General features: G+C 50.9%; 16 protein-coding genes. 9 read left to right on the top strand and 7 right to left on the bottom strand.

Going from position 1 to position 20,010, the window contains the following annotated elements:
* Nucleotides 1-32 precede the first annotated feature (32 nt).
* Both G449_RS0101615 and G449_RS0101610 read left to right on the top strand, forming a co-directional pair.
* On the top strand, nt 33-968 hold the full coding sequence (locus G449_RS0101615; RefSeq protein ID WP_022657556.1) for a TIGR01777 family oxidoreductase: 936 nt from the start codon (nt 33-35) through the stop codon (nt 966-968).
* A 141-nt stretch (nt 969-1,109) separates the two neighbouring features.
* Nucleotides 1,110-1,496 carry a hypothetical protein gene (locus tag G449_RS0101610; protein WP_159060410.1) on the top strand — a complete coding sequence of 129 codons (387 nt, stop codon included), beginning with the start codon at nt 1,110-1,112 and terminating at the stop codon, nt 1,494-1,496.
* Between the two features lie 153 nt (nt 1,497-1,649).
* On the opposite strand, the gene G449_RS0101605 is transcribed toward G449_RS0101610, so the two are convergent.
* Both G449_RS0101605 and G449_RS0101600 read right to left on the bottom strand, forming a co-directional pair.
* Nucleotides 1,650-2,423, bottom strand: coding sequence for an ABC transporter permease (locus G449_RS0101605; RefSeq protein WP_022657554.1), 774 nt, complete (start codon nt 2,421-2,423; stop codon nt 1,650-1,652).
* Nucleotides 2,424-2,425: 2 nt separating this feature from the next.
* Nucleotides 2,426-3,049 carry an ABC transporter ATP-binding protein gene (locus G449_RS0101600; protein ID WP_022657553.1) on the bottom strand — a complete coding sequence of 208 codons (624 nt, stop codon included), beginning with the start codon at nt 3,047-3,049 and terminating at the stop codon, nt 2,426-2,428.
* A gap of 276 nt (nt 3,050-3,325) precedes the next feature.
* Here G449_RS0101600 and G449_RS15540 point away from each other — a divergent pair, with 276 nt between their 5' ends.
* The 6 genes from G449_RS15540 to G449_RS0101560 all read left to right on the top strand — a co-directional run bounded on the left by G449_RS15540 (nt 3,326) and on the right by G449_RS0101560 (nt 13,217).
* Nucleotides 3,326-5,188: a DEAD/DEAH box helicase gene (locus tag G449_RS15540; RefSeq protein ID WP_022657552.1), complete on the top strand. Its 1,863-nt coding sequence runs from the start codon at nt 3,326-3,328 to the stop codon at nt 5,186-5,188.
* A gap of 205 nt (nt 5,189-5,393) precedes the next feature.
* Nucleotides 5,394-6,185 (top strand): DUF8168 domain-containing protein, encoded by a 792-nt coding sequence (locus G449_RS0101585; protein ID WP_022657551.1) that lies wholly within the window; start codon nt 5,394-5,396, stop codon nt 6,183-6,185.
* 347 nt (nt 6,186-6,532) lie between these two features.
* Entirely contained in the window at nt 6,533-7,696 is a 1,164-nt protein-coding gene (locus G449_RS0101580) for a tyrosine-type recombinase/integrase (protein WP_022657550.1), read from the top strand.
* A complete protein-coding gene (locus tag G449_RS0101575; RefSeq protein WP_159060409.1) occupies nt 7,693-8,682 on the top strand; it encodes a hypothetical protein in 990 nt (329 codons plus the stop codon). Before G449_RS0101580 ends, G449_RS0101575 begins: the two co-directional genes overlap by 4 nt.
* Nucleotides 8,683-9,368: 686 nt before the next feature.
* Entirely contained in the window at nt 9,369-11,654 is a 2,286-nt protein-coding gene (locus G449_RS0101570; RefSeq protein WP_159060408.1) for an AAA family ATPase, read from the top strand.
* Between the two features lie 699 nt (nt 11,655-12,353).
* Nucleotides 12,354-13,217, top strand: a complete 864-nt coding sequence (locus G449_RS0101560) for a YagK/YfjJ domain-containing protein (RefSeq protein WP_022657546.1) — start codon at nt 12,354-12,356, stop codon at nt 13,215-13,217.
* 342 nt (nt 13,218-13,559) lie between these two features.
* Here G449_RS0101560 and G449_RS0101555 read toward each other — a convergent pair whose 3' ends face one another.
* The 4 genes from G449_RS0101555 to G449_RS0101540 all read right to left on the bottom strand — a co-directional run bounded on the left by G449_RS0101555 (nt 13,560) and on the right by G449_RS0101540 (nt 18,192).
* A complete protein-coding gene (locus tag G449_RS0101555) occupies nt 13,560-13,889 on the bottom strand; it encodes a PAS domain-containing protein (RefSeq protein ID WP_022657545.1) in 330 nt (109 codons plus the stop codon).
* A 50-nt stretch (nt 13,890-13,939) separates the two neighbouring features.
* Nucleotides 13,940-15,703, bottom strand: a complete 1,764-nt coding sequence (locus G449_RS0101550) for a methyl-accepting chemotaxis protein (RefSeq protein ID WP_425387149.1) — start codon at nt 15,701-15,703, stop codon at nt 13,940-13,942.
* Nucleotides 15,704-16,045: 342 nt separating this feature from the next.
* Nucleotides 16,046-17,005, bottom strand: a complete 960-nt coding sequence (locus G449_RS0101545) for an ornithine cyclodeaminase family protein (RefSeq protein WP_022657543.1) — start codon at nt 17,003-17,005, stop codon at nt 16,046-16,048.
* 8 nt (nt 17,006-17,013) lie between these two features.
* Complete coding sequence (locus G449_RS0101540) at nt 17,014-18,192, bottom strand: alanine racemase (protein WP_027180607.1); 1,179 nt, start codon at nt 18,190-18,192, stop codon at nt 17,014-17,016.
* A 110-nt stretch (nt 18,193-18,302) separates the two neighbouring features.
* Here G449_RS0101540 and G449_RS0101535 point away from each other — a divergent pair, with 110 nt between their 5' ends.
* On the top strand, nt 18,303-19,229 hold the full coding sequence (locus G449_RS0101535) for a LysR substrate-binding domain-containing protein (RefSeq protein WP_245559803.1): 927 nt from the start codon (nt 18,303-18,305) through the stop codon (nt 19,227-19,229).
* Nucleotides 19,230-19,511: 282 nt separating this feature from the next.
* On the opposite strand, the gene G449_RS15535 is transcribed toward G449_RS0101535, so the two are convergent.
* Nucleotides 19,512-20,010 (bottom strand): IS3 family transposase (locus G449_RS15535; protein ID WP_022657540.1); only part of this gene is annotated, 499 nt, incomplete at its 5' end.

The following is a 20,010-nucleotide window of genomic DNA, read 5'->3' as shown; positions in this document are numbered from 1 at the left end:
CGCACGGCTTCGCACAACAGAGGGGGTTCACCATGCATGTTCTCATTCTGGGCGGCACAGGCTTTGTGGGGCGATACATGGCAACGGCGCTCATGCGCCAGGGCCTCACCGTAAGCGTGGTTTCACGCAGGGCGGGCAAGGACGGCAACGGCCCGCGGCGCGTGGTCTGGAACGGCTGGGATGGAGCTGCCCTGGCCGGATTGCTGGACGGCATCGATGCCATCATCAATCTGCAAGGCGAGAATATCGGCGGAGGCCGCTGGACGCCGGAGCGCAAGCAGGCCATTGTGAACAGCCGGGTAGAAACCGGGCAAGCCTTGTGCGTTGCCCTGCGCCTGCGCAAGGAACAATCCCAGCAAGCGCCTGCAACCCTCTTGCAGGCTTCGGCCAGCGGATATTACGGACTGTGGCAAAACAGCGCGCCGCCCTGCGATGAAGGTGCGCCTTCCGGCACGGGATTTCTGGCCGAAACCTGCCGCCAGTGGGAGCAGAGCACCGTGCCCGTTGAAGCATTGGGCATCCGCCGTTGCGTGTTGCGCTTTGCCCCGGTGCTGGGCAAAAAGGCGGATGGAACCCCCGGCGGATTTCTGGAACGCATGCTGCCGCCCTTCCGCATGTTTGTGGGCGGGCCTCTGGGTTCAGGCAAACAGCCCTTCTGCTGGACGCACCTTGAAGACGTGACCGGAGCCGCCGCCCTGCTGCTGCAAAGACCCGACCTTGCGGGCACGTTCAACATCTGCGCGCCGCGCACCCCCAGCATGAGCGAATTTACCCGCGCCCTTGGCAAGGCCTGCGGCAGGCCCTCGTGGCTGCCCGTGCCCGCACCGATACTGCGCCTGATGCTGGGCCAGATGGCAGATGAACTGCTGCTCGCAGGGCAGAACCCTGTTCCGGCGCGCTTGCAGGCTGCTGGCTATGCCTTTCACCAGCCGGATCTTGAATCAGCCCTGCGGAGTGTGCTCCGCTAGCAGAAAGCCTCCAGCTTCAAGGCTGGGAGGATGAACCGTGTCGGCACTCTAACGATAATATGATAGCAGCTACAAATGTTTCAGGCCGTCAACAACTCAAGTGCGGAACGAATATTTTAACCACAACCATAGGAATTAGTTATGGATTCTATCACAAGCGCTAGCAATAATTCCGTGCAGCCTTCTAACATGTCAGCAACAACAAATGGAACGAATGTGTCAAAAAAGAACGATTCTTCTGAACTACAGCAGGGAGACACTGTCACAATCTCAGAAGAAGGGAAAAAGCTGTCAAAAAGTGTTGATAAAAGCGATGAAAATGAGCCGTCTACCAATAGCGATTCAGGGCTTACTGTAAGCAATATGAAAATATCGCAGCAGCTACAGGACGCGAAAGATAAACAAAAACAGCTTACAGCAAAGATTGCGGAAGAAAAAGCCCAAGGGAATGATGTAAGTGCGCTGAACGCCCAGTTATCAGACGCCCAACAAAATGTGAAAAAATTTCAGAACAAGGCTGACCAGTAGCTAACCCTTCTGGATACACTCCAAGAAATGACTTGGGCAATTGCTCAGGATTTTTAACATTCCTGAGCACGACAATATGTGTATCAACGGGGAGTGAGGGTGAACAACGTGTTGACGCGCTGAACCTGAAGCTTCTCCACTGGCAACCTGCGCCTAGAAAACCACCTGTTTTTGCGCGTTCCAGAGCGTTCTGTAGCCAAAATAGAGCGAGCAGAAACAGCACAGGCACACGCAGGCGCAAATAGCCACCATGATGGTTATCTGGTACAGGATGGCAGTGGTGGGAGCGGTGCCGGAAAGTATCTGGCCTGTCATCATGCCGGGCAGCACCACTATACCCATGCCCAGCATGGAGTTGAGCGTAGGCACGAGGGCGGTTTCCAGCGCCTGGCACACAAAGGGAAAGAGAACCTTTTCCGGCGTGGCGCCGATGTTCAGCAGCGCCTCCACACGCGCCCGCTGCCCCTCAAGGCCGTTCCAGAACGACTTGAGGCCCAGCGAAACGCCCGTGAGCGCATTGCCCATGAGCATGCCGCTGATGGGGATGAGGTATTGCGGATCAAACACGCTCTGCCCCACAATACAGGTCACGAAAAATATGATGATGCCCAGCCCGCAACTGGCAATGGAAACAGACACTATTACCCGAAAGCGCGGGTTGAGTCTTTTGTTGCGCGAAAGCACCAGATAAATGGTAAAAAACACCAGTATGAACAGATAGCCCATGGTGAGCAGCGGGTGAGGATGCTCGAAAAGAAAAGTCAGCGCGTAGCCTGCGGCAATGAGCTGCAAGGTCATGCGCGCGCTTGCCAGCACCAGCAGTTTGGTCTGGCTGATACGGCATTTTTTCATAACCGCCAGCACTACCAGCAAGAGCACATAGACGAGCAAAAACGAGCCTAACTGAATCTGGGCAACGCCGTTCATGGTTATTCCGCCTCTGCCCGCAGGCTGATGATGTTTTCCGCATGCCGCCCGGTCAGGGCGGGATCATGGCTCACGGCTACCACGGTCATGGCGCGCTCGCGGCAAAAGGCCAGCACCTGCGCCATAAAGCGCTCTGCCGTTTCCTGATCCAGGGCTGAGGTGGGTTCATCCAGCATCAGCACCTTGGGCAGGAATGAAAGGCAGATGGCCAGAAACACGCGCTGGCGTTCACCGCCGGAAAGATGCACGCAGGGCGCATCCAGCGGAAAATTGGCGCAGCACAGGCGCAGAAATTTCAGCTTGTTTTCCGTTGCAAGGATGGCAGATTCTCTGGCTTCGCAAAAGGCGTCAAAATTCTCGCCCACAGTGCCTTCAAAAAGAAACACGGATTGCCCTGCCAGCAGGACCTCGCGCCGCAGGGCGATGCTGTCCGTCTGGGCCATGTCCTGTCCCTGATACAGCACCGTGCCTGCCGTAGGGGCCAGAGTTTTGTTGAACAGCCGCAGCAGCGTACTTTTGCCACAGCCGCTGGGGCCGCTGATAAATGTGGCCTTGCCCTCTTCAATGTCCAGATCCCTGTAGGATATCTGGCCGTAGGCAAGACCGCGTGTCTGTATACAGGACATGGTTTCTCCTGATGGCTGACGTGGTAGGACTATTCCGGCGTAGGCCATCCTACAGAGGAGCGCCGCAAGGTCAACTGCCTGTAAAGGTTTTGTGCCGCGCAGCAGAATTTTTTTACATCTGCGCCAGAATCGTCATCCCTTGCGCTGGGCGGCTTCTGGGCGGTTTTTTTCAGTCAGGCCGCCGTCTGCCGCAATCTGGGGCTGATGGGGCATTGTGCATTGGCGTGTATGAGGCTATGGTACGCTACCAAGTAATTTTTTATGTACAGGAACAGCATGTCCCCATCGTTCGAAGATTTTCATTTGTCCCCGGAATTGTTGCAGGCCGTCAAGGATATGGGTTTTGAAGAACCCTCTCCTATTCAGGTGCTTGCTGTACCCTTTCTGCTGACTGGCCGCGACGCGGTAGGTCAGGCCCAGACCGGCACCGGCAAAACAGCCGCCTTTGGCATGCCCATTCTGGAAAAGCTCACCACCACAAAGGCGGTGCAGTCGCTGGTGCTTTGCCCCACGCGCGAGCTTGCCATTCAGGTTGCCGAAGAGTTCAGCAAACTGGCCGCCCGCAAGCGCGGCGTTGCCATTTTGCCCATATACGGCGGTCAGGCCATTGAACGCCAGCTCCGCGCTCTTGAACGCGGCGTGCAGGTGGTGGTAGGCACCCCTGGTCGCGTTATGGATCACCTCCAGCGCGGCACCCTCCGCCTGGGCGGCGCAACTACTGTTGTGCTTGATGAAGCCGACGAAATGCTCGATATGGGCTTTCGCGAAGATATAGAAGCCATCCTGGAGCGTGTGCCCGCTGAATGCCAGCGCGTGCTTTTTTCGGCCACTATGCCCCCAGCTATTTTGCAGTTGAGCAAGCGCTTTCTGCGTGAGCCGGAAATGCTGGCCATTGCCCAGAAGACCCTGACCGTGCCCGCCATTGAGCAGGTCTATTACGAAGTGCGCCCCCATCAGAAGATGGACGCGCTGTGCCGGGTGCTGGACGCTCAGGGATTCCGCAAGGCCCTGGTATTCTGCTCCACCAAGCGCAGCGTGGACGAAGTGACGGCCCACCTGCAACAGCGTGGCTATCAGAGCGATGGTCTGCACGGCGACCTTGCCCAGTCGCAGCGCGACAGGGTCATGCAGCGTTTTCGCGGTGAAGGGCTGGACATTCTGATCGCCACAGACGTTGCCGCGCGCGGCATTGACGTGGACGATGTGGATGCCGTGGTCAACTACGATATTCCCCATGACGCAGAGCGCTACGTGCACCGCATTGGCCGCACCGGGCGCGCTGGCCGCGTGGGCAAGGCCTTCACCTTTGTGACCCTGCGCGAGCAGCACAAGCTGCGCGATATTATCCGCCATACCAAGGCCCGCATCCAGCAGGAACGCCTGCCCTCATTGCGCGACGTTGCCAACATCCGCACCTCGCGGCTGCTGGACGAAGTGCGCGCCACGCTGACTGCCGGGGCGCTGGAAAGCTGCATGCAGATGGTGGAAGACTTTTTGTCCGAACAGTTTGCCGATGATGTCATCACCAGCCGCGATGTGGCCGCAGCCCTGCTCAAGCTGCTGATGCAGCGCGATTTTGGCGATGCCACAAACGTGCCCGAAGAAGACCCGCTGTCCGAAGCGCCCCGCCGCTTTGGCCGCGATGGCCGTGATGGTCGCGATGGCCGTGACGGGTTCCGTCAGGGCGACCGCGATGGTGCCCGCCCGCGCCGTAACGATGCGCCCATGACCCGCCTGCACATCAGCGTGGGCCATGCCCACAAGGTTTCGCCCGGCGAAATGGTGGGTGCCATCACCGGTGAATGCGGCATTGCTGGCCGCAGCATCGGCGCCATCAGCATTCAGAAGCATTTCAGCCTTGTTGAAGTGCAGAGCGAGTTTGCCGATGACGTGCTGGCCGTTCTCAACCGGGGCGTGTTTATTGCCGGTACGCGCGTGACCGCCAAGCTGGACGCTGGCGGCGGCTCGTTCCAGCGCAAGAGCTTCGGCCCCGGCCCCCGCGCACCGCGTGGCCCCCGGCCCGGATACCCTGCCCGCAATCCGCGTGATGGCGGCGGTAACGGTGGCGGCGGCAAGCGCCTTACACACCCCGACAAATGGGGCAGAAAACCGCGCAGCGCAGAAGACGAAAAGGATTAAGCTTGTTGCTAGCACAACGGCCCGTTGGCTCTTAGAGTCAACGGGCCGTTTTTATGGCGACATAGAATCGACAACACAATAGAACAATTTCTAGGCGACATTCGGCTTATCCCTCTGCGGCAGAAGAGTTATGGTCGAGCCCAAATACTCTGAGGCGAAATGGGTAAATTGTAAAATATATATAGTTAAAAATTAGGGAGGAGTAATGAACTACGTATTTTATGGACACATATATCCAACCTTTTTACTTCTCCCTGAAGATACGCAAATCCAAGGAAGTTCCACCGTTGAGGATCAAAAAGTAGACATTATTCTTTATATACATGGGCAAACCGCTACTGCGATTTGCACATGTGAAAAAAAAATTCATGACATTTTGACTTTCAGGAATACTCTTCTTAATTTTACAGACAATTATTTAAATTCCATATGTATTCTGTACGGGGTGATGCTTAGTATAGAATTCCTGTCTTATACACTCCCCGAAGAAAAATCAGTTATCCCATTAATACCGATATACAAGATTGATGAACAAAATCTCTTTGCAGAAAAATTTGAGAATAACTTAAGCGTGATAGTTGCTTGCATAAACGGACCCGTGGGGTTTTTTGTCCATGACTGCCTGCGAAATTTAAAACTTGCAATGACAAACCCAATAGACACTGGATTTTTTACTTACAGATGTTTAGAAAACATCAGAAATTCATTTATGCAGCAGCTTAACATTGATGAGTCAAAAGAAAAAGATGGCTGGAAAGCAATGAATAATTATCTCGGTGGCAATGCGGATGAGATCAACTGGATTAGAACAAAATATTATACTCCGCGTAGACATGGTAGACATATCACTATCACCGGAGAAGACCGAAATAAATGCATTTCAATTGGATATAAGCTTATTTATGCATGGATATGTTATTTGGATGAGGCTCACAATAAGAATACAGAAGCAGCGACTTCCATAAATTCAACGGATCAGATTTCACAGCCGGCTTAGAAACTTCAAACACATTTTTATAAGAACCACCCCTCAGTTTCGCGCACAAGTGCGCTCAACGGGCTAAATCCGTAAGAAAAAGGGCTTACAGCTGTTAGCTGTAAGCCCTTGAAATATATGGTGGGTCGTGCGGGGATCGAACCTGCGACTCTCTGCTTAAAAGACTAAGTGCCATATTATATATGGATTTTCATCTTTTTATATATTCTTTTAAAAACAGCTAGATATCCATGTTAAAGGTTGTTTGACTTTACACCTATTGCTCACTATTTTTATGACCTGTGTGGGGAATGGTGTGGGGAAGAAATGAGGCTCTCTGCTTTTTGCTGTACTTGAGGTGATCCTATATGGCAACACAAAAACGCACAAAATCTAAAAAATATCCAGGTGTTTACTTTCGCGATGACGATAGCGGCAAAGAGAGAACATATTACATCCGCTATCGGATTGGCGGCAGAGAGGCGAAGCAGATTGAAGAACCCGTGGGGAAGGCCTCTGCTGGAATGACTGAGGCCAAAGCCAATCAAGTACGCATAGACAGGATGCGTGGTAAAGAATTGCCCAATACTGAGAAACGCCGTTGCCTAGAAGAGAAAAAAAATCTTTTACAGTCCCGAGCTACTCTTGCCAAGCTTTGGGAGCATTATGCTGCAATAAATGCTGGTAAAGCCATCCTGAAAACCGACGCGTGCCTATTCAAATATTTTCCTCACCTGCACGAAAAGACCACCGAGGAACTGACCACCAAGGACATTGATGATCTTCGCAATCAACTGTCGGTGCTAACCAAGCCGCGCAAAAAAGGCGGCGAAGCAAAGCCCCTATCCCCACAGACGATAAAGCATGTTTTGGCTTTTATTCGTAGACTTATCAACTTTGCAGTCAAGCGGGGGCTATGTGCCCAGCAGCCTACCCTTTATTTTGAAATGCCTGAAGTAGATAATGTTAAGACGGAAGCCTTGACGTTGGATCAAGTAACGAAGCTCAAGCAGGCGCTTGATGAAGAGGCAGATCAAGTTGCAGCGAGCTTTATTCGGTTGGCCCTTACCACGGGCATGCGCAAGAGTGCGCTCATGTCTTTGCGCTGGGACGACATTGACTTTGAGAGAGGATTTATCACTCTGCGCGGGGATGCTGCCAAAAAAGGAAAGACTGAGATCATCCCAATGTCACAGGCTGCTCGATCCATTCTAGTGCCCTTACCGCACGGCAGTAATTATGTCTTTCCCGGAAAGGATGGCGGGCAGAGACAGGACTTCCGCCGTGTCGCACTACGGGTCAAGAAGAAGGCAGGGCTTCCCGATGATTTCCGCCCCTTGCATGGATTGCGCCATGCATATGCTTCGTTTCTTGCCTCCAGCGGGAAAGTCGATTTATACATGTTGCAGAAACTACTGACGCACTCCAGCCCGCAAATGACGCAGCGTTACGCACATCTAGCTGATGAGGCGATGCAGCGGGCGGCCAGTGTCGCAGATGAAATCTTTGATATTAACACGGAGAAAAAGTGATGCGGAGTCCAGTCCTTGACCAAACGAACTTAGAAGAGTCATTTTTCTTTTGTGAATATGCGAAACGCAGATTTGAGATGTCAAATGATAATAACGAGAGCATTGAATGTATTATCAAAATTGTAGGGAATGATTCAATCAAATTTTATGCGAGTAGCATTCCTGAAGGCATGCAGCTAGACTTACTATCAAATGCAATTCACTGTCGTGAGAGTGACACATTGCTTCTTCAACGTACTTATTCATTGAAAGGTAGTGAGCAGTACATCGATTGGCTATCCATTCAACCATACATTGAATATCTTCTTAGAGTTTCAAAGCGTTTCAAGACAAACGCTGCATTCTTGCCTTTTCCATACGACATGGCTGAAATTTGTGCGCGGACAAAACTCAGTGAGGATCTCCCTTTAGCATTCAAGGTGCTAAATAAAAACGATATGCGTTGCATAATCGTATCTCCCAGCAATAATACTTATGTTTACTTCGGTATTGATAAAAATCTTCAGCTTAATGAAATTATTGATATACTCGCAGAGCAAGCAACACTTTTCAAGTCTAGCAATGACTATGAGAATTGCACGCGCAGCGACATCCTCAATCAAATACACAGAAAATCAAACTTAAAGACGCATAGACAATCTTTGTATAACACATTTTACAAGTCTTCTGGGCTGCTTATATACGATTTATATATCAGCAATAGATTCAATATTGATCGAGCTCTTGAGGAATATAGAAAGCGCAATTCGCTTGAAAAATGCGATCCAGCAAAGAAAGCAACATCAGAAGATTGCGCAGCATGTAAATATTTTGGTGAATGCGAGTCAAATTGGAGAAAACACTTCAAGGCAGCCGCTGAGAAAATTAGCGGAACAGAAGAGCGTGAATCTTATCTGAATCGGATACGGGACAACGCTCAGGTAAAGCTGCTTAAGAGACAGCCAATAAGTTTCTTTGAGTATCAATTTAGTGGCACAGTGAAATAGTCGAAAATCATCGTTTACAGTTTTTCAAATGCATTAGGCTGCAGCACACATGGCAGCTTATCCCTTGGCCAATAAGCCTTCCTACTGCTTTAAGCAGGTCGTATGGGGAGGCTTTTCTTTTTTCTCGCACTGGGACACCAGAGCCCCCCTAACAGAGTTATTGCAACCGGGCTTGCCCTTCTCGAATAGTAGCAGTTCCTAATTGTAGACTTAAGCTTTTAGCAATCCCTAATTTCTTCTAAATCTTATTTTCCCCATGTATATGAATTGCCGGAGCTCCAAGACCAACCAAGGAGGTCGGCTATGCCTGCCAATGAAGCTACACACCAATGTCTGACAGAACAAGAGGTTTCAGCCCGAACAGGGCTGAGCCTCTCTACACTTCGTGCGCACAGGTTTAAGCGCATAGGGCTTCCCTATATCAAAATTGGACGCTCAGTGCGCTACTGGGCTCAGGATCTGGAAACTTTCCTTTTAGAACACCGTATTGCCCCCTCTGGGAATAGCTAGCGGCTTATTGAGCAGAGAGGCTTTGAAAAAAGCTAGTCAGCACAATCGTCTTGCACCGGCACCATGCCGGTGCAAGCGATGAGCAAACATCATTAAGACGACGGTGCTTCCCAAGCGATTTGACTACTGAAAGAGCACTACCGTGTAAAGAAGCCTAGCTTATGAATGGAAACAATTTGAAAAAGGAAAAAATGATGAATTATGACTCGGTTGACTGTCACAGGCAATGGGAGCCGGGTATGTACCCCCGGACCTGCCTCTCTAATGGTTCAAGGAATCATAGCCGTCATTACGAGATAAACCCGGAAAAGGTGGCTGAGATCATCCAGCACCTGGATCGCTCCGGCATTCCTGCATGCATGATGGACAGCCAGCAAGCTGACTTCTATGTATCGCTGGTCGTCTACGAGTTTACATCTCTGGACAGCTACACGAAAAACAGAATTATTCGTGCCATTGGCGGCAATGATGCTGATGTCAGATCTTGGCAGTCTCATTTCTGTTTGGACGATTTTTTGCCGTGGGTCGTGAAAAAGCTGAACCGTGGCCCTAAGATTTCAGCTTTGGTTCTGGGAAAACTGATGTGTCTGAAGCCGGAATTCTGTTTCAGTGCTTTTCCTGAAGCTGGCTGGCAGCGGGATCAGAACTCGACGGGATCTCAAGTTGTGAATGCAACCCCGAAGAGCATCGTCGTGGACGGTTCCTGTTTCAAGCAGTTGCATTTGGACATTCAGCGGGGTCTTGATGGTTCCATAGCGCAGGCGGTGTGCCATTACTCCGATGGCAAGAACGACATATTTGCTCTCGCAGTCCGCGTTGCAGGGCAGCAGGGCAAAGATATTCTTAAAATCGGTATGAAGGCCGCTGCTGCGCATCTGTTGTCACGCGATATGATTGTTAACAACCCCAAAGTGCCAGTACTCGTCTTCATGGACATCAAAGTGGCTATCTTTTTTCGCGAAGCAGCACGAGAGGCACGTATTTTAACACGAACCGGCGTGATCGTGTCAGCCGTTGCCGGTGGAGAAGATGCCCAAAAAGGCCTTCTGCTAAATGATTTGGCTGGGCACCCTGTAACCCTAGTATCTACGCCGGGGCAGCAAGGATGGGACGGGATTGACCTAATGGCCAAACGCTGCCTTGAGAGCGGAGCTGCTGACGTGAGTGTTTATCCTTGGCCCATAGTGAAAGGTGACGTGCCGGAAATACAGGATGCCTTGCTTGCCAAGACGACTAACCTTGAGACGCTGGAGTTGCCTTCACAACTGGTTGCCCGCATCAGGCGCGAGGCCATTCCGATTGAAGATTTGGCATCATGGAAAAAGAATGTACTGCTCAATGAAGTAGCCAAAGTACGTACGGAAAACGAACAATCCTGTCAGGCTGATTTTGAAATTGTCACGTTCGATAAGCTTCCCGATGTCACTCCTCGGGGGGGTGACGTCCCTGTGGCCGTGAGGCAGATGTTTTCTCCCCAATACACCACCTTGATCTGGGGGGCTTCAAATGCGGGGAAAAGCTGGATGGGTATTGCACTGGCAATATCTTTGACAACGGGAACACCCTACCTCTATTTCACAGCCTCTGCTCCTTGTAAGCTGTGCTACCTGGATGGCGAAGTCGGGTCTGACTTTAGGCCTAGGGTAAATCAGCTTGTGCAGGGACGCGAAGAATTTCTTCCCCTTCTGAGTAAAAATCTCTCTGTGATTTCTGCCAAAGGAGGGTTCAACATTCTTGACAAAAAAATGCAAGAAAGCCTTATAGGCAGGCTGCAGGAAGCTAGGGTCGAATACATTGTCATCGACAATATGCTTTCCCTCGCCCCGACAGCTTCGAAAGGCAATTCCACCCCGCTCTTTGATTTTATCCACAGGATAGAAAAACTTGGTATTGGCGTCATTGTGCTGCACCATGCCGGTAAAACAGGCAAAGACTTCAAGGGGCCTGTAGATCTTGCCAGCCTGTGCCAGAATGTCATTCACCTTGAAGGCCGTGATCAGCTTGCAAAGGAAATAAGTAAAGACGATGAAGGCGATGATCAACCGCTAAGTCAGGACCTAGCCGAGGCTCTTGAAGGCGATGGCCCGGTGGTGCGCATGACCATCGAAAAATGCAAGGTTGCGCCGGAGATTGAGCGCCGAGAGATGGTGTACAAACTGCCTGTTGGCGGAATCTGGAAATTTGTTGAAGGGGAGATGCCCACACCTACCAGAAAGAGCTCTGATTCCCCTATCGCTGAAGGTACGCCAGAAAATTTCCCCGTTGATTCGACACCGTTGCCACCTGATGCCCAGAAGCTGCTTGACACCATGAAGAAAGGTCAATCCTACAGCCGGAGCGACCTTGAAAAGATCACTGGCTTCACGACAAAGAAAACTCTCAACGTGCTGAAATCTCTTTTTGAAATCAATCTGGTTTCCCAAAATGGAGAAGGCAAAAGCACCTATTACTTCAAATCATGACCATGGCATGACGGCAGCAGTTTTGAGATGTCGCTGTTGTCATAGCGGCAGATACAACGAAAGAGCCTTCCCCATGGGAGGCACTTTCGTTCTGTTCTGTCGCTTCAGGCCCAGTTGCGTTTCCAATGCTGCCCATGTCCATGTCATTTGCTTTGCCATGTCCATGCCTTTTTCGCGCCTTTTTTGAGTACGATGCGTGTCTACAAACTGTGCCTTTTAAATATGTCGATAAATATCAGCATGATAAACTAGTCAGATTAGCCTGAAAAATCATGACTGACAGAAAAGACATAGCGGATAGTGAGCGGGAAAATTGGAGAGGTAGCCCTATATCTGTGGCCATTCAGATGTGCCCCTCGTTTTGTGCTCGAAAAATTTCGCTCAGTGATCTGCACAAAACGATACCACCTACAACAAAGGCCAGGCAACTATGCCCCATAGAATGGTTACAAGTACAACTTTGTCGCAAGTACAACTTTGTCGCAATTTTTCACGCAAGTGAATTCAGCACATTTCACGCAAAAGCATCTTTGATAGTTACGGCTATGCGTAAAATTAGACCCAGGTTATTGGTAGTAATAAAGAACATAGGTAATAGACCAATACTGTCCAATAGCATAGACACAAGACAATGACACGTAAAATAATACAACAACTGTAATGCAGATGAATACACTAAACTCACGGAGATAAATCAACATGCGCAGCAAGATAATCAAAGATACAAAGTACAGAGGGTATTCCCTTTTTGAATCAGAAAAGACTAAAGATGGATTCTACAAGACAACAATCGACCAATTGATTGATATGGCAGAACGCATGGCAGCTAAACATTCTAAGGTGCTTGCACTCAGAATTGACGTCCATAGCCTTAAAGACTCAGACACACATTTGACTAGCAGAGATATTACAAGAATCATTGAAAACACGAAGAGAAACATCAATAATCGGCACAAGCATGGAAAGAATGCTCCCGATATTCAATCTATCTGGACCCAAGAACAAACGTGTATGTCTGAGCACCCTCACTATCACCTTCAAATTTCGTGCAATGGCAATGCCATCAAGAATGGCTACGGCATTTTCCATGAGTTAAACAACCAAGTCAGTAGGCACCTTAAAACTGACGACGGTAAGAACAATCAGGGCCTCGTCCACTATTGCGAAAGCAACAAGGGGGCTGGCTTGCTCATAGATCGCAATTCCCCTGACTTCGAAAGCCAGCGGGATGAGGCCGTTCGCATGGGCAGCTACATTGCGAAGTGTTCAGGCAAAGAATCTCTTCCTAAAGGTAGCCGAGTTTCGTCCTCTTCGTTGAAACGTCAGGACTCGCGTAACGTACTGCAAAACAACGTCGGTGTAGCTTCCCCTCCGCAAGAAACAGAAACAGCAGCAGAACACCTTATCGACGACCGGTATAGCAACGAACACCACCGTCAGCACGACACCTCCAATGTACCTTCGTCTGCCCCAGTTTCAAAAATCACTGACGACGAAAGTGCGATTGAAGAGATGCTTAAACGCGATTGGGAGCTTTACCGAGACAGTGACCGCGATGCTTGAGCCAACTCGTTACATAGCGGCAAAGGGCGATATTTTCAGCGCTGCCGTACTAATACTATGCATTCCTTCCGCTGCCATTATCGGCCCACAGCACATCGCAAGAGGTACTCATGCAACAAAAGTTCCTACCCATCACATCAGCCTTTGCCCAAGGCTTCATTACGGAAGACTTTTTCAAGACTCTTGAACGCGAGTTGCCACCTATGGTCTCTCGAACTGAAGCGTCACGTGCCACTGGCGGGCTTATCTCTGCCAAAACGCTCAGCAACAACGACGCCCTTCATATCGGCCCATGTGGAAAGATGCGTATTGGTTCCAAGGTTGGCTATACACGAGAATCGTTTATCGCATATCTGCGAAGCAAACTGAAAACATATACGCTGCAATAGCCCCCAGAGGGGTATCGCCCGACAGCGATACCCCCAAGCGCATGGCCTCCAAGGGGATCGGGGCACAGGCCAGATCCTCGGGCAGGATCAGAGCGCCAATATGTCGACCGATCAGTTCTTCCTTCGTAAAACCAGTCAGTTTTGCCAACTGGTCATTGAACGCGATCAGCCGCCCCTGGGTATCGGTCAGCAACACGCTATCGGTGGCCCCGTCGAGTAGCAGGCGGTAGAGATCGTTTTCAGCAACTGGGGGCTTGTTCTCATGCTTGATCTGTTTAGTCATGATGGCCTCTTGATGGTCGATTGCTGAGGCATGGGCTTCGCCACATCTGTCTACCCCTGGCTTTTCATTTCTGTTATAAGCCGCTGAAGTGCCTGTGACTGCTGCGCCAGCTCTGTTACCGCGCTGGCAGCCTGTTCCATTGCCTGAGCCGTTTCGGCTGAAATGTTTGCTACCTGCTCAACAGAGTGGTTGATCTCTTCGCTTGCTGCCGATTGCTGTTCACTCGCTGTCGCAATGGACTGCACCTGGTCGTTGACCATGTGGACAAACTCCAGAATCTGCTTGAGCGATTCGCCAGAGCGCACAGAAAGCGACGTGGCCACTTCAATGGATGCGGCAATTTGCTCAACATTATGAATATTTTTTTTGGTACCTTGTTGTATGCCGGTTATGGCCTGTCCTACTTCCTGCGTGGCTGTCATGGTTTTTTCTGCAAGTTTGCGTACTTCGTCGGCAACCACGGCAAACCCACGGCCAGCGTCACCTGCGCGGGCGGCTTCAATGGCTGCGTTCAAAGCCAGCAGGTTGGTCTGATCGGCTATGTCGGCAATTACACCCATGATTTGCCCAATATTTTCTGCCTGTTTACCAAGTGCATCCATATCCTGCTTGATGGCAGTGGACTGGGTGTGCACCGATTCAATGCCCTTGACGGCTTCATTCACAATTTGTGAGCCTTCCAGGGCCTGCTGCTTGGCCTGCTGCGAAAGGTCGGCAGCCTGCTGGGCATTGCGCGCCACTTCAAGCACTGTGGCATTCATTTCTTCCATGGCGGTGGCGGTTTCGCGTACGCGTGCCGACTGTTCGTCTGCGCCCCGGCTAGACTGTTCCACCTGGGCAGAAAGTTCTTCTGATGCAGATGACACAATTTGCACAACACCTTCGAGCTGTCTGGCCGCCTGATGCATGCCTTCAGTTTTTGCGCGCTCGGCCTGTTCCTTGGCGGCCTGAGCTTCAAGCGTCGCCTGCTGGGCCTTTTCGGTTTCGTGATGTGCTATTTTTGCCTGTTCATCTGCCTCGCCCATCTTGGCAATCAACGCTGCAACCATTGCCTTGATTGCACCGTCAAGCACGCCAATTTCATCCTTTTGGTCAAGGCCGGATGTTGCCGAAAGGTCGCCGTTGGATATGCTGACGGCGGCAGTTACAAGCTTGTTTACCGGCACGGCGATAGACTGGGCCAGGGCAAAGGCCACAAGCGCGCCCGCAACAAGAAAACCAAGCGACAACAGGGCAAATGTCGTCTTCATTTCATATACATCTTCGAGCACTTCGGACTTTTTGGCTCCTACAGCCACAGACCAGCCCGTATTGGGGATGGGTGCAAAGCCAAAAAAGTTTTCAGATCCAACAAACGTGTATGAATCGTAACCCCTTTCTCCCTTGACCATGCGCTGAAGCATTTTGGAAACTGCGCTGAATTCCGGGTTTGTCTTTCCTTCCTCTAAAAAGTTGCGGGCATCAGTGACATATTCGCGCTTTCTGTGAGCGATCAAGGCACCCTTGCCATTGATGATGTAAGAATAGCCAATGTCGCCAAATTTAACATTGTCTGAAATTTCTGAAAGAAGCTGTCCGTCAAGCCTGGCAAGCAAAACCCCTACGGCGCGGCCATCCACAGTTATTGGGGCAGCCATCATGATAACGGGCTTGCCCGTTACCCGGCTGATGACCACATCAGACATTGCCACTTTGCCTGCCAGGGCGTTTTTAAAGTAATCTCTGTCGCCAAGTTCAGCAGTAGTGCCGTCGGTGTAGCGAGTTTTACCGTCGGGCGTGGCAACGCCCATTTCCATGAAACCCTGGCGTGCCATTTCTTCTTTAAGCGCAGGTAGCTGTTTGCTCCAATCCATGCTGCGTATGACAAGGCGGTTGGCTGCGGTATCAATTCCCACAAAATATATGCCCAGCCTTGCATTGATAAGTTTACCCGCATCCTCTGCAATTTGAGGAAGGGATTCATTAACCCTTTTTTCGATTGCGTTTGCCGATGTTCGGTACGAGGCTACGCCAAAGCCAATACAGACAAACGCCAGCAACATGCAGACAATGCCAATTATTTTTGTTTTTAATTTAGCATTCTTAAGCATTTCTCCCTCCTTATCCGTCGTGTGTTTTCAATATGGCTAAAATTGTATCCATATTTCAAAATGCAGCTAAATTTCTTTTGCCATGCCCCTGTTATGTGCTTTTTCGAGAGCCAGTGCACAGATGGCAATATCTTGAAGGGCCATGCCTGAGCTGTCGAAAACTGTAATCTGCTTGCCGTTTGTTCGTCCGGCCCGCCCATTGAGCACCGCCCCAAGCGGTGTAATGCGCTCTTTGTTTACAAGACCTGTTTTGAATGCTTTTTCGTATTCACCTACGGTTATTGACTGTTCCACTACGTCGGCGAACAGATTGGCCCTTGCAAACAAAGCCGGATCGAGTTCCTGTTTGCCCTCACCGTCGGCTCCCATTGCAGAAACATGGGTTCCTGCACGCACCATATCTGCGGAAAACAGGGGCTCGCGGGCAGCAGTGACGGTAACGATGATATCTGCTTGCTGTACCGCGTCAGGGGCATCCACTGCATTTGCCTCAAGCGAGAGCTCTTCGCGAATCCGTCTGGCAAATGCGGTTGCGGCCTCTTTTGATCTGTTTGTTACGAAAACCTGTCTGATTTTTCTGACTTCACAAATGGCTAAAAGCTCGTACCAGGCCTGGTGTCCGGCACCAAAGATCGCAAGGGTAGAACAGTCTGGCCTTGAAAGATGGCGAACTGCAACGGCATCGGCTGCGGCAGTGCGCAGGGCTGTCATGTGCGAGGCCCCTACAAGTGCTTTGGCGTATCCAGTTTCCGGATCAAGCAGCAGAGTAGTGGATGCATGGGCATTATGGCCCCGCTTGCGGTTTTTTGGCCAGTAGCTGCCTACCTTAAGGCCCAGCACACCACGGCTGGTCAGCAATCCACTTTTCATGCTGAAGGACGTACCCTGTTTGGGGCCATGCCCCATGACCACAGGAAAGACCTTGGTATCACCCCGGCCAATTTCGCAAAATACTCCTTCCATTGTTTCTATGGCATCGGCCATTGTTACAACAGATTTTGCTGTTTCTTCAGATACATATAGCATGCGTCCCCCTACCAACCCTTCAGGCGCGTCCACTGGGCCGTGATTGTCTGTTTATCTGCGCCGATGACATTGTAGGCATCGTGCTGTTCAACCGTGGCGCAGGCATGGATGGGAAGAATACGCACCTTTGTGCCATAGGGCAGGTCGGGTATGCTTCCCTGAAAATCTGCCCTGCGGGCAATGATGCCGTGTTCCTGATTGGCATTGGTTACAAAAAGACCGTCGAGAAGGTTGCCTTCAAGGTCACAAACAAGCCCGTAACCGTGATCAACGCGTTGCGATTCTGTACCTCTGTCAGAAGATAGCGCCGTCCATCCAGCGTCTATGATAGTCCAGCCTTTTTCACGCTGATGTCCGATAACCGTAGCCAGAACTGAAACTGCTATGTCGTGTGGCGAGCACACACCCAGCCCTGCCTGAACAAGATCAAAAAAGGCAAACACGCCTGCGCGAACCTCGGTGACTCCGTCGTAGTTCTCGGCAAACAGTGCCGTGGGGGTGGAACCAATGCTCACCACGGGGCAGCTGTGCCCAGCGTGGCGCAAAATTTCGGCGGCTTTTACTGCGCTTGCCCGTTCGTTTTCCGCAGCAGCTACAAGTGCATCACGGTTGGTGGCGGTATAGCTTTCGCCCGCATGGGTCAGCACACCACGCAGGTTGGCAGAAGCATTCAATGTATGGGCAATGGCCAGCAGTTGCTCATGGTCGTCACAGTGCACACCTGATCTGTGTCCATCGCAATCCAGTTCTATCAGCGCCGGAATCGGAACATCCTGCTGCGAGGCGGCGGCAACAGCCTCGGCCTGCTCCACATTGTCGAGCAGCACAGTCAGGTTGACACCCTGCCGCAACAATGCCTGAACGCGCAAAATTTTTTGCGGTGAAATACCAACAGCATAGGTTATGTCTGCGATGCCAGCTCTGGCAAAAGCCTCTGCCTCATTAAGGGTAGACACAGTTGCAGGGCCGTGAGCCCCGGTTACCATGCGACGGGCGATTTCAATGGCCTTGGTTGTTTTGAGATGGGGGCGAAATGTAACGGTCTTGCTGGCAAGCCGCGAATGCAAACGGCTGATATTGCAGTTCATTTGCGCTTCATTGAGAAGCAGGCAAGGGGTATCAAGATCGGAAATAAAAACGGTTTTAGCTCGGCTAGTTGCCTGAGGTGTCGTATTATAGGTGTGCATGGTAACCTCTTTTATTCTGGTACTATATTAGTAGGTCACAAAAAGTAAAAATTCAATTTACAAAAGGTAAATCCCATATTAAGTGGATCTTAATGTTTACATCAGATGATATGATTTTTCTTTCGGCTCTCAGCAGATCTTCATCTCTGGCTGCGGCTGCCAGACTGCTGAATGTTACTCCGCCCGCTGTTACACAGCGGTTGAGGGCGTTGGAAGCCCGTACTGGTGTGCATCTTGTGGATAGGGGTACAGGAGAAATCATATTCACCGATGAAGGTGAACTTCTGGTGGATGCTTCAAAGCGGATTTTGCAGGAGATAGATAGCGTATCTGAGTTGTTGCGAGAAAGAAAAAGCTTTGTTTCAGGGCAATTGCATATTGCTGGGCCCACAGGGTTTGGGCGCAGGTATCTCGCACCAGTGGTAGAAGCCTTTAGCAAGCTGCATCCACAAGTTACAATCACCCTGAATCTGTCTGACAACCCAGTGCATATGAGGTCAGATTATTGGGATTTGATCGTTCATATTGGTGAAATGCCCACGCACCCGTTTCAACTGGTAAAGCTCGCACTCAACAAGCGTTTGTTGTGTGCCTCGCCCGATTATGTGCAGCAACATGGCACGCCAGAAACGCCCAGGGATCTGGTGAAACACAATTGTCTTATTCTGCGAGAGAACGACGAAGATGTTACCATGTGGCGCTTCTGCGGGCCCGGCAACAGCAATCTGGCTGTGCGTATTGCTGAGGGAATGACGTGCAATGACGGCGATGTGATTTTGGCGTGGGCCCTTTCAGGCATGGGGATTGTTTTGCGGTCAGAGTGGGATGTGGCTGATGCCCTTGCCACGGGGAACCTTGTTCACCTAATGCCAGACTGGGTTTCTCCCGATGCTCCTGTTATTGCCCTGCTTGGGCCCCGCCACCAGCGGGCGGCGCGTACGCGTTTTTTTCTGGAGGAATTGAGGCAAGCGCTCAATCCCGCACCGTGGCGTGCGGCATGGGAACACACAGCAAGCGTTCAGGATCTTTTGAAATAGATTACCCTGATAGGTCTGTGGGGCAGAGCCGCCAATTATGCGTTAAAAAAAGGTTCTTCCAGGTTTTCCGTGGGTAGGTGACCAGCATGGTCAGCCCCGGAGAGTGATCATGAAGGACACGGATCTGTATTCGCGGGTTCTGGGGCTGAACGCCCCCTGATGTAGAGTTGGACACAACCGTAGGCCAGGTGGATGACCATGTTTATCATGCTGCCGGTGTCCGATGGCGAGGTCCGACCTGTGGACGCTGACCAGCCCCGTTTTTTTGTACCAGGTTAAATGTTAGTGGTAGATTCTTTGTGGTTCTGTTTCTGTCGCCTGTATGGCCGATAATTCTGGCGGAGGCGAGATTGGTCCCATTTGTCCTCTTTGGGGAGGGGTAAAAACTGTCAATGGCGCAGGAGGTCTACCGTTAAGGGAGCGATGCGGCCTACGGTGGTTGTAGGGCTGGCGCCAGTTTTCGATAACTACTTCGGCTTCCTGTAACGTCATAAACACCTCGCCGTCCAGCAGCTTGTCCCGAAGCTTGCCGTTAAAACTTTCGCAGTAACCATTTTCCCAAGGGCTGCCCGGTTCAATGTACTGCGTCTGCACAGACAGATTTGCCAACCATTCTTTTAAAGCTAACGCTACGAATTCTGGACCGTTGTCCGAGCGAATGTTATCAGGTCTGCCATGCGTCAGAAATAAATCTGCCAAAACGTGCATTACTTGCTCTGCACGAATTGTGCGGGCCACATGTAGTGCCAAGCATTCACGGCTATATTCATCAATGACTACC

Source organism: Desulfovibrio desulfuricans DSM 642 (assembly GCF_000420465.1).
GTDB lineage: Bacteria > Desulfobacterota > Desulfovibrionia > Desulfovibrionales > Desulfovibrionaceae > Desulfovibrio > Desulfovibrio desulfuricans.
This window is presented reverse-complemented; position numbering and strand designations above follow the sequence as displayed.

Coding starts and splice junctions, on each gene's coding strand:
- G449_RS0101550 (WP_425387149.1), bottom strand. CDS start 15,703: ATGGCACGCCAGGGTTTCATGGAAATGGGCGTTGCCACGCCCGACGGT.
- G449_RS0101580 (WP_022657550.1), top strand. CDS start 6,533: ATGGCAACACAAAAACGCACAAAATCTAAAAAATATCCAGGTGTTTAC.
- G449_RS0101600 (WP_022657553.1), bottom strand. CDS start 3,049: ATGTCCTGTATACAGACACGCGGTCTTGCCTACGGCCAGATATCCTAC.
- G449_RS15540 (WP_022657552.1), top strand. CDS start 3,326: ATGTCCCCATCGTTCGAAGATTTTCATTTGTCCCCGGAATTGTTGCAG.
- G449_RS0101610 (WP_159060410.1), top strand. CDS start 1,110: ATGGATTCTATCACAAGCGCTAGCAATAATTCCGTGCAGCCTTCTAAC.
- G449_RS0101535 (WP_245559803.1), top strand. CDS start 18,303: ATGATTTTTCTTTCGGCTCTCAGCAGATCTTCATCTCTGGCTGCGGCT.
- G449_RS0101545 (WP_022657543.1), bottom strand. CDS start 17,005: ATGCTATATGTATCTGAAGAAACAGCAAAATCTGTTGTAACAATGGCC.
- G449_RS0101555 (WP_022657545.1), bottom strand. CDS start 13,889: ATGACTAAACAGATCAAGCATGAGAACAAGCCCCCAGTTGCTGAAAAC.
- G449_RS0101560 (WP_022657546.1), top strand. CDS start 12,354: ATGCGCAGCAAGATAATCAAAGATACAAAGTACAGAGGGTATTCCCTT.
- G449_RS0101585 (WP_022657551.1), top strand. CDS start 5,394: ATGAACTACGTATTTTATGGACACATATATCCAACCTTTTTACTTCTC.
- G449_RS0101605 (WP_022657554.1), bottom strand. CDS start 2,423: ATGAACGGCGTTGCCCAGATTCAGTTAGGCTCGTTTTTGCTCGTCTAT.
- G449_RS0101540 (WP_027180607.1), bottom strand. CDS start 18,192: ATGCACACCTATAATACGACACCTCAGGCAACTAGCCGAGCTAAAACC.
- G449_RS0101615 (WP_022657556.1), top strand. CDS start 33: ATGCATGTTCTCATTCTGGGCGGCACAGGCTTTGTGGGGCGATACATG.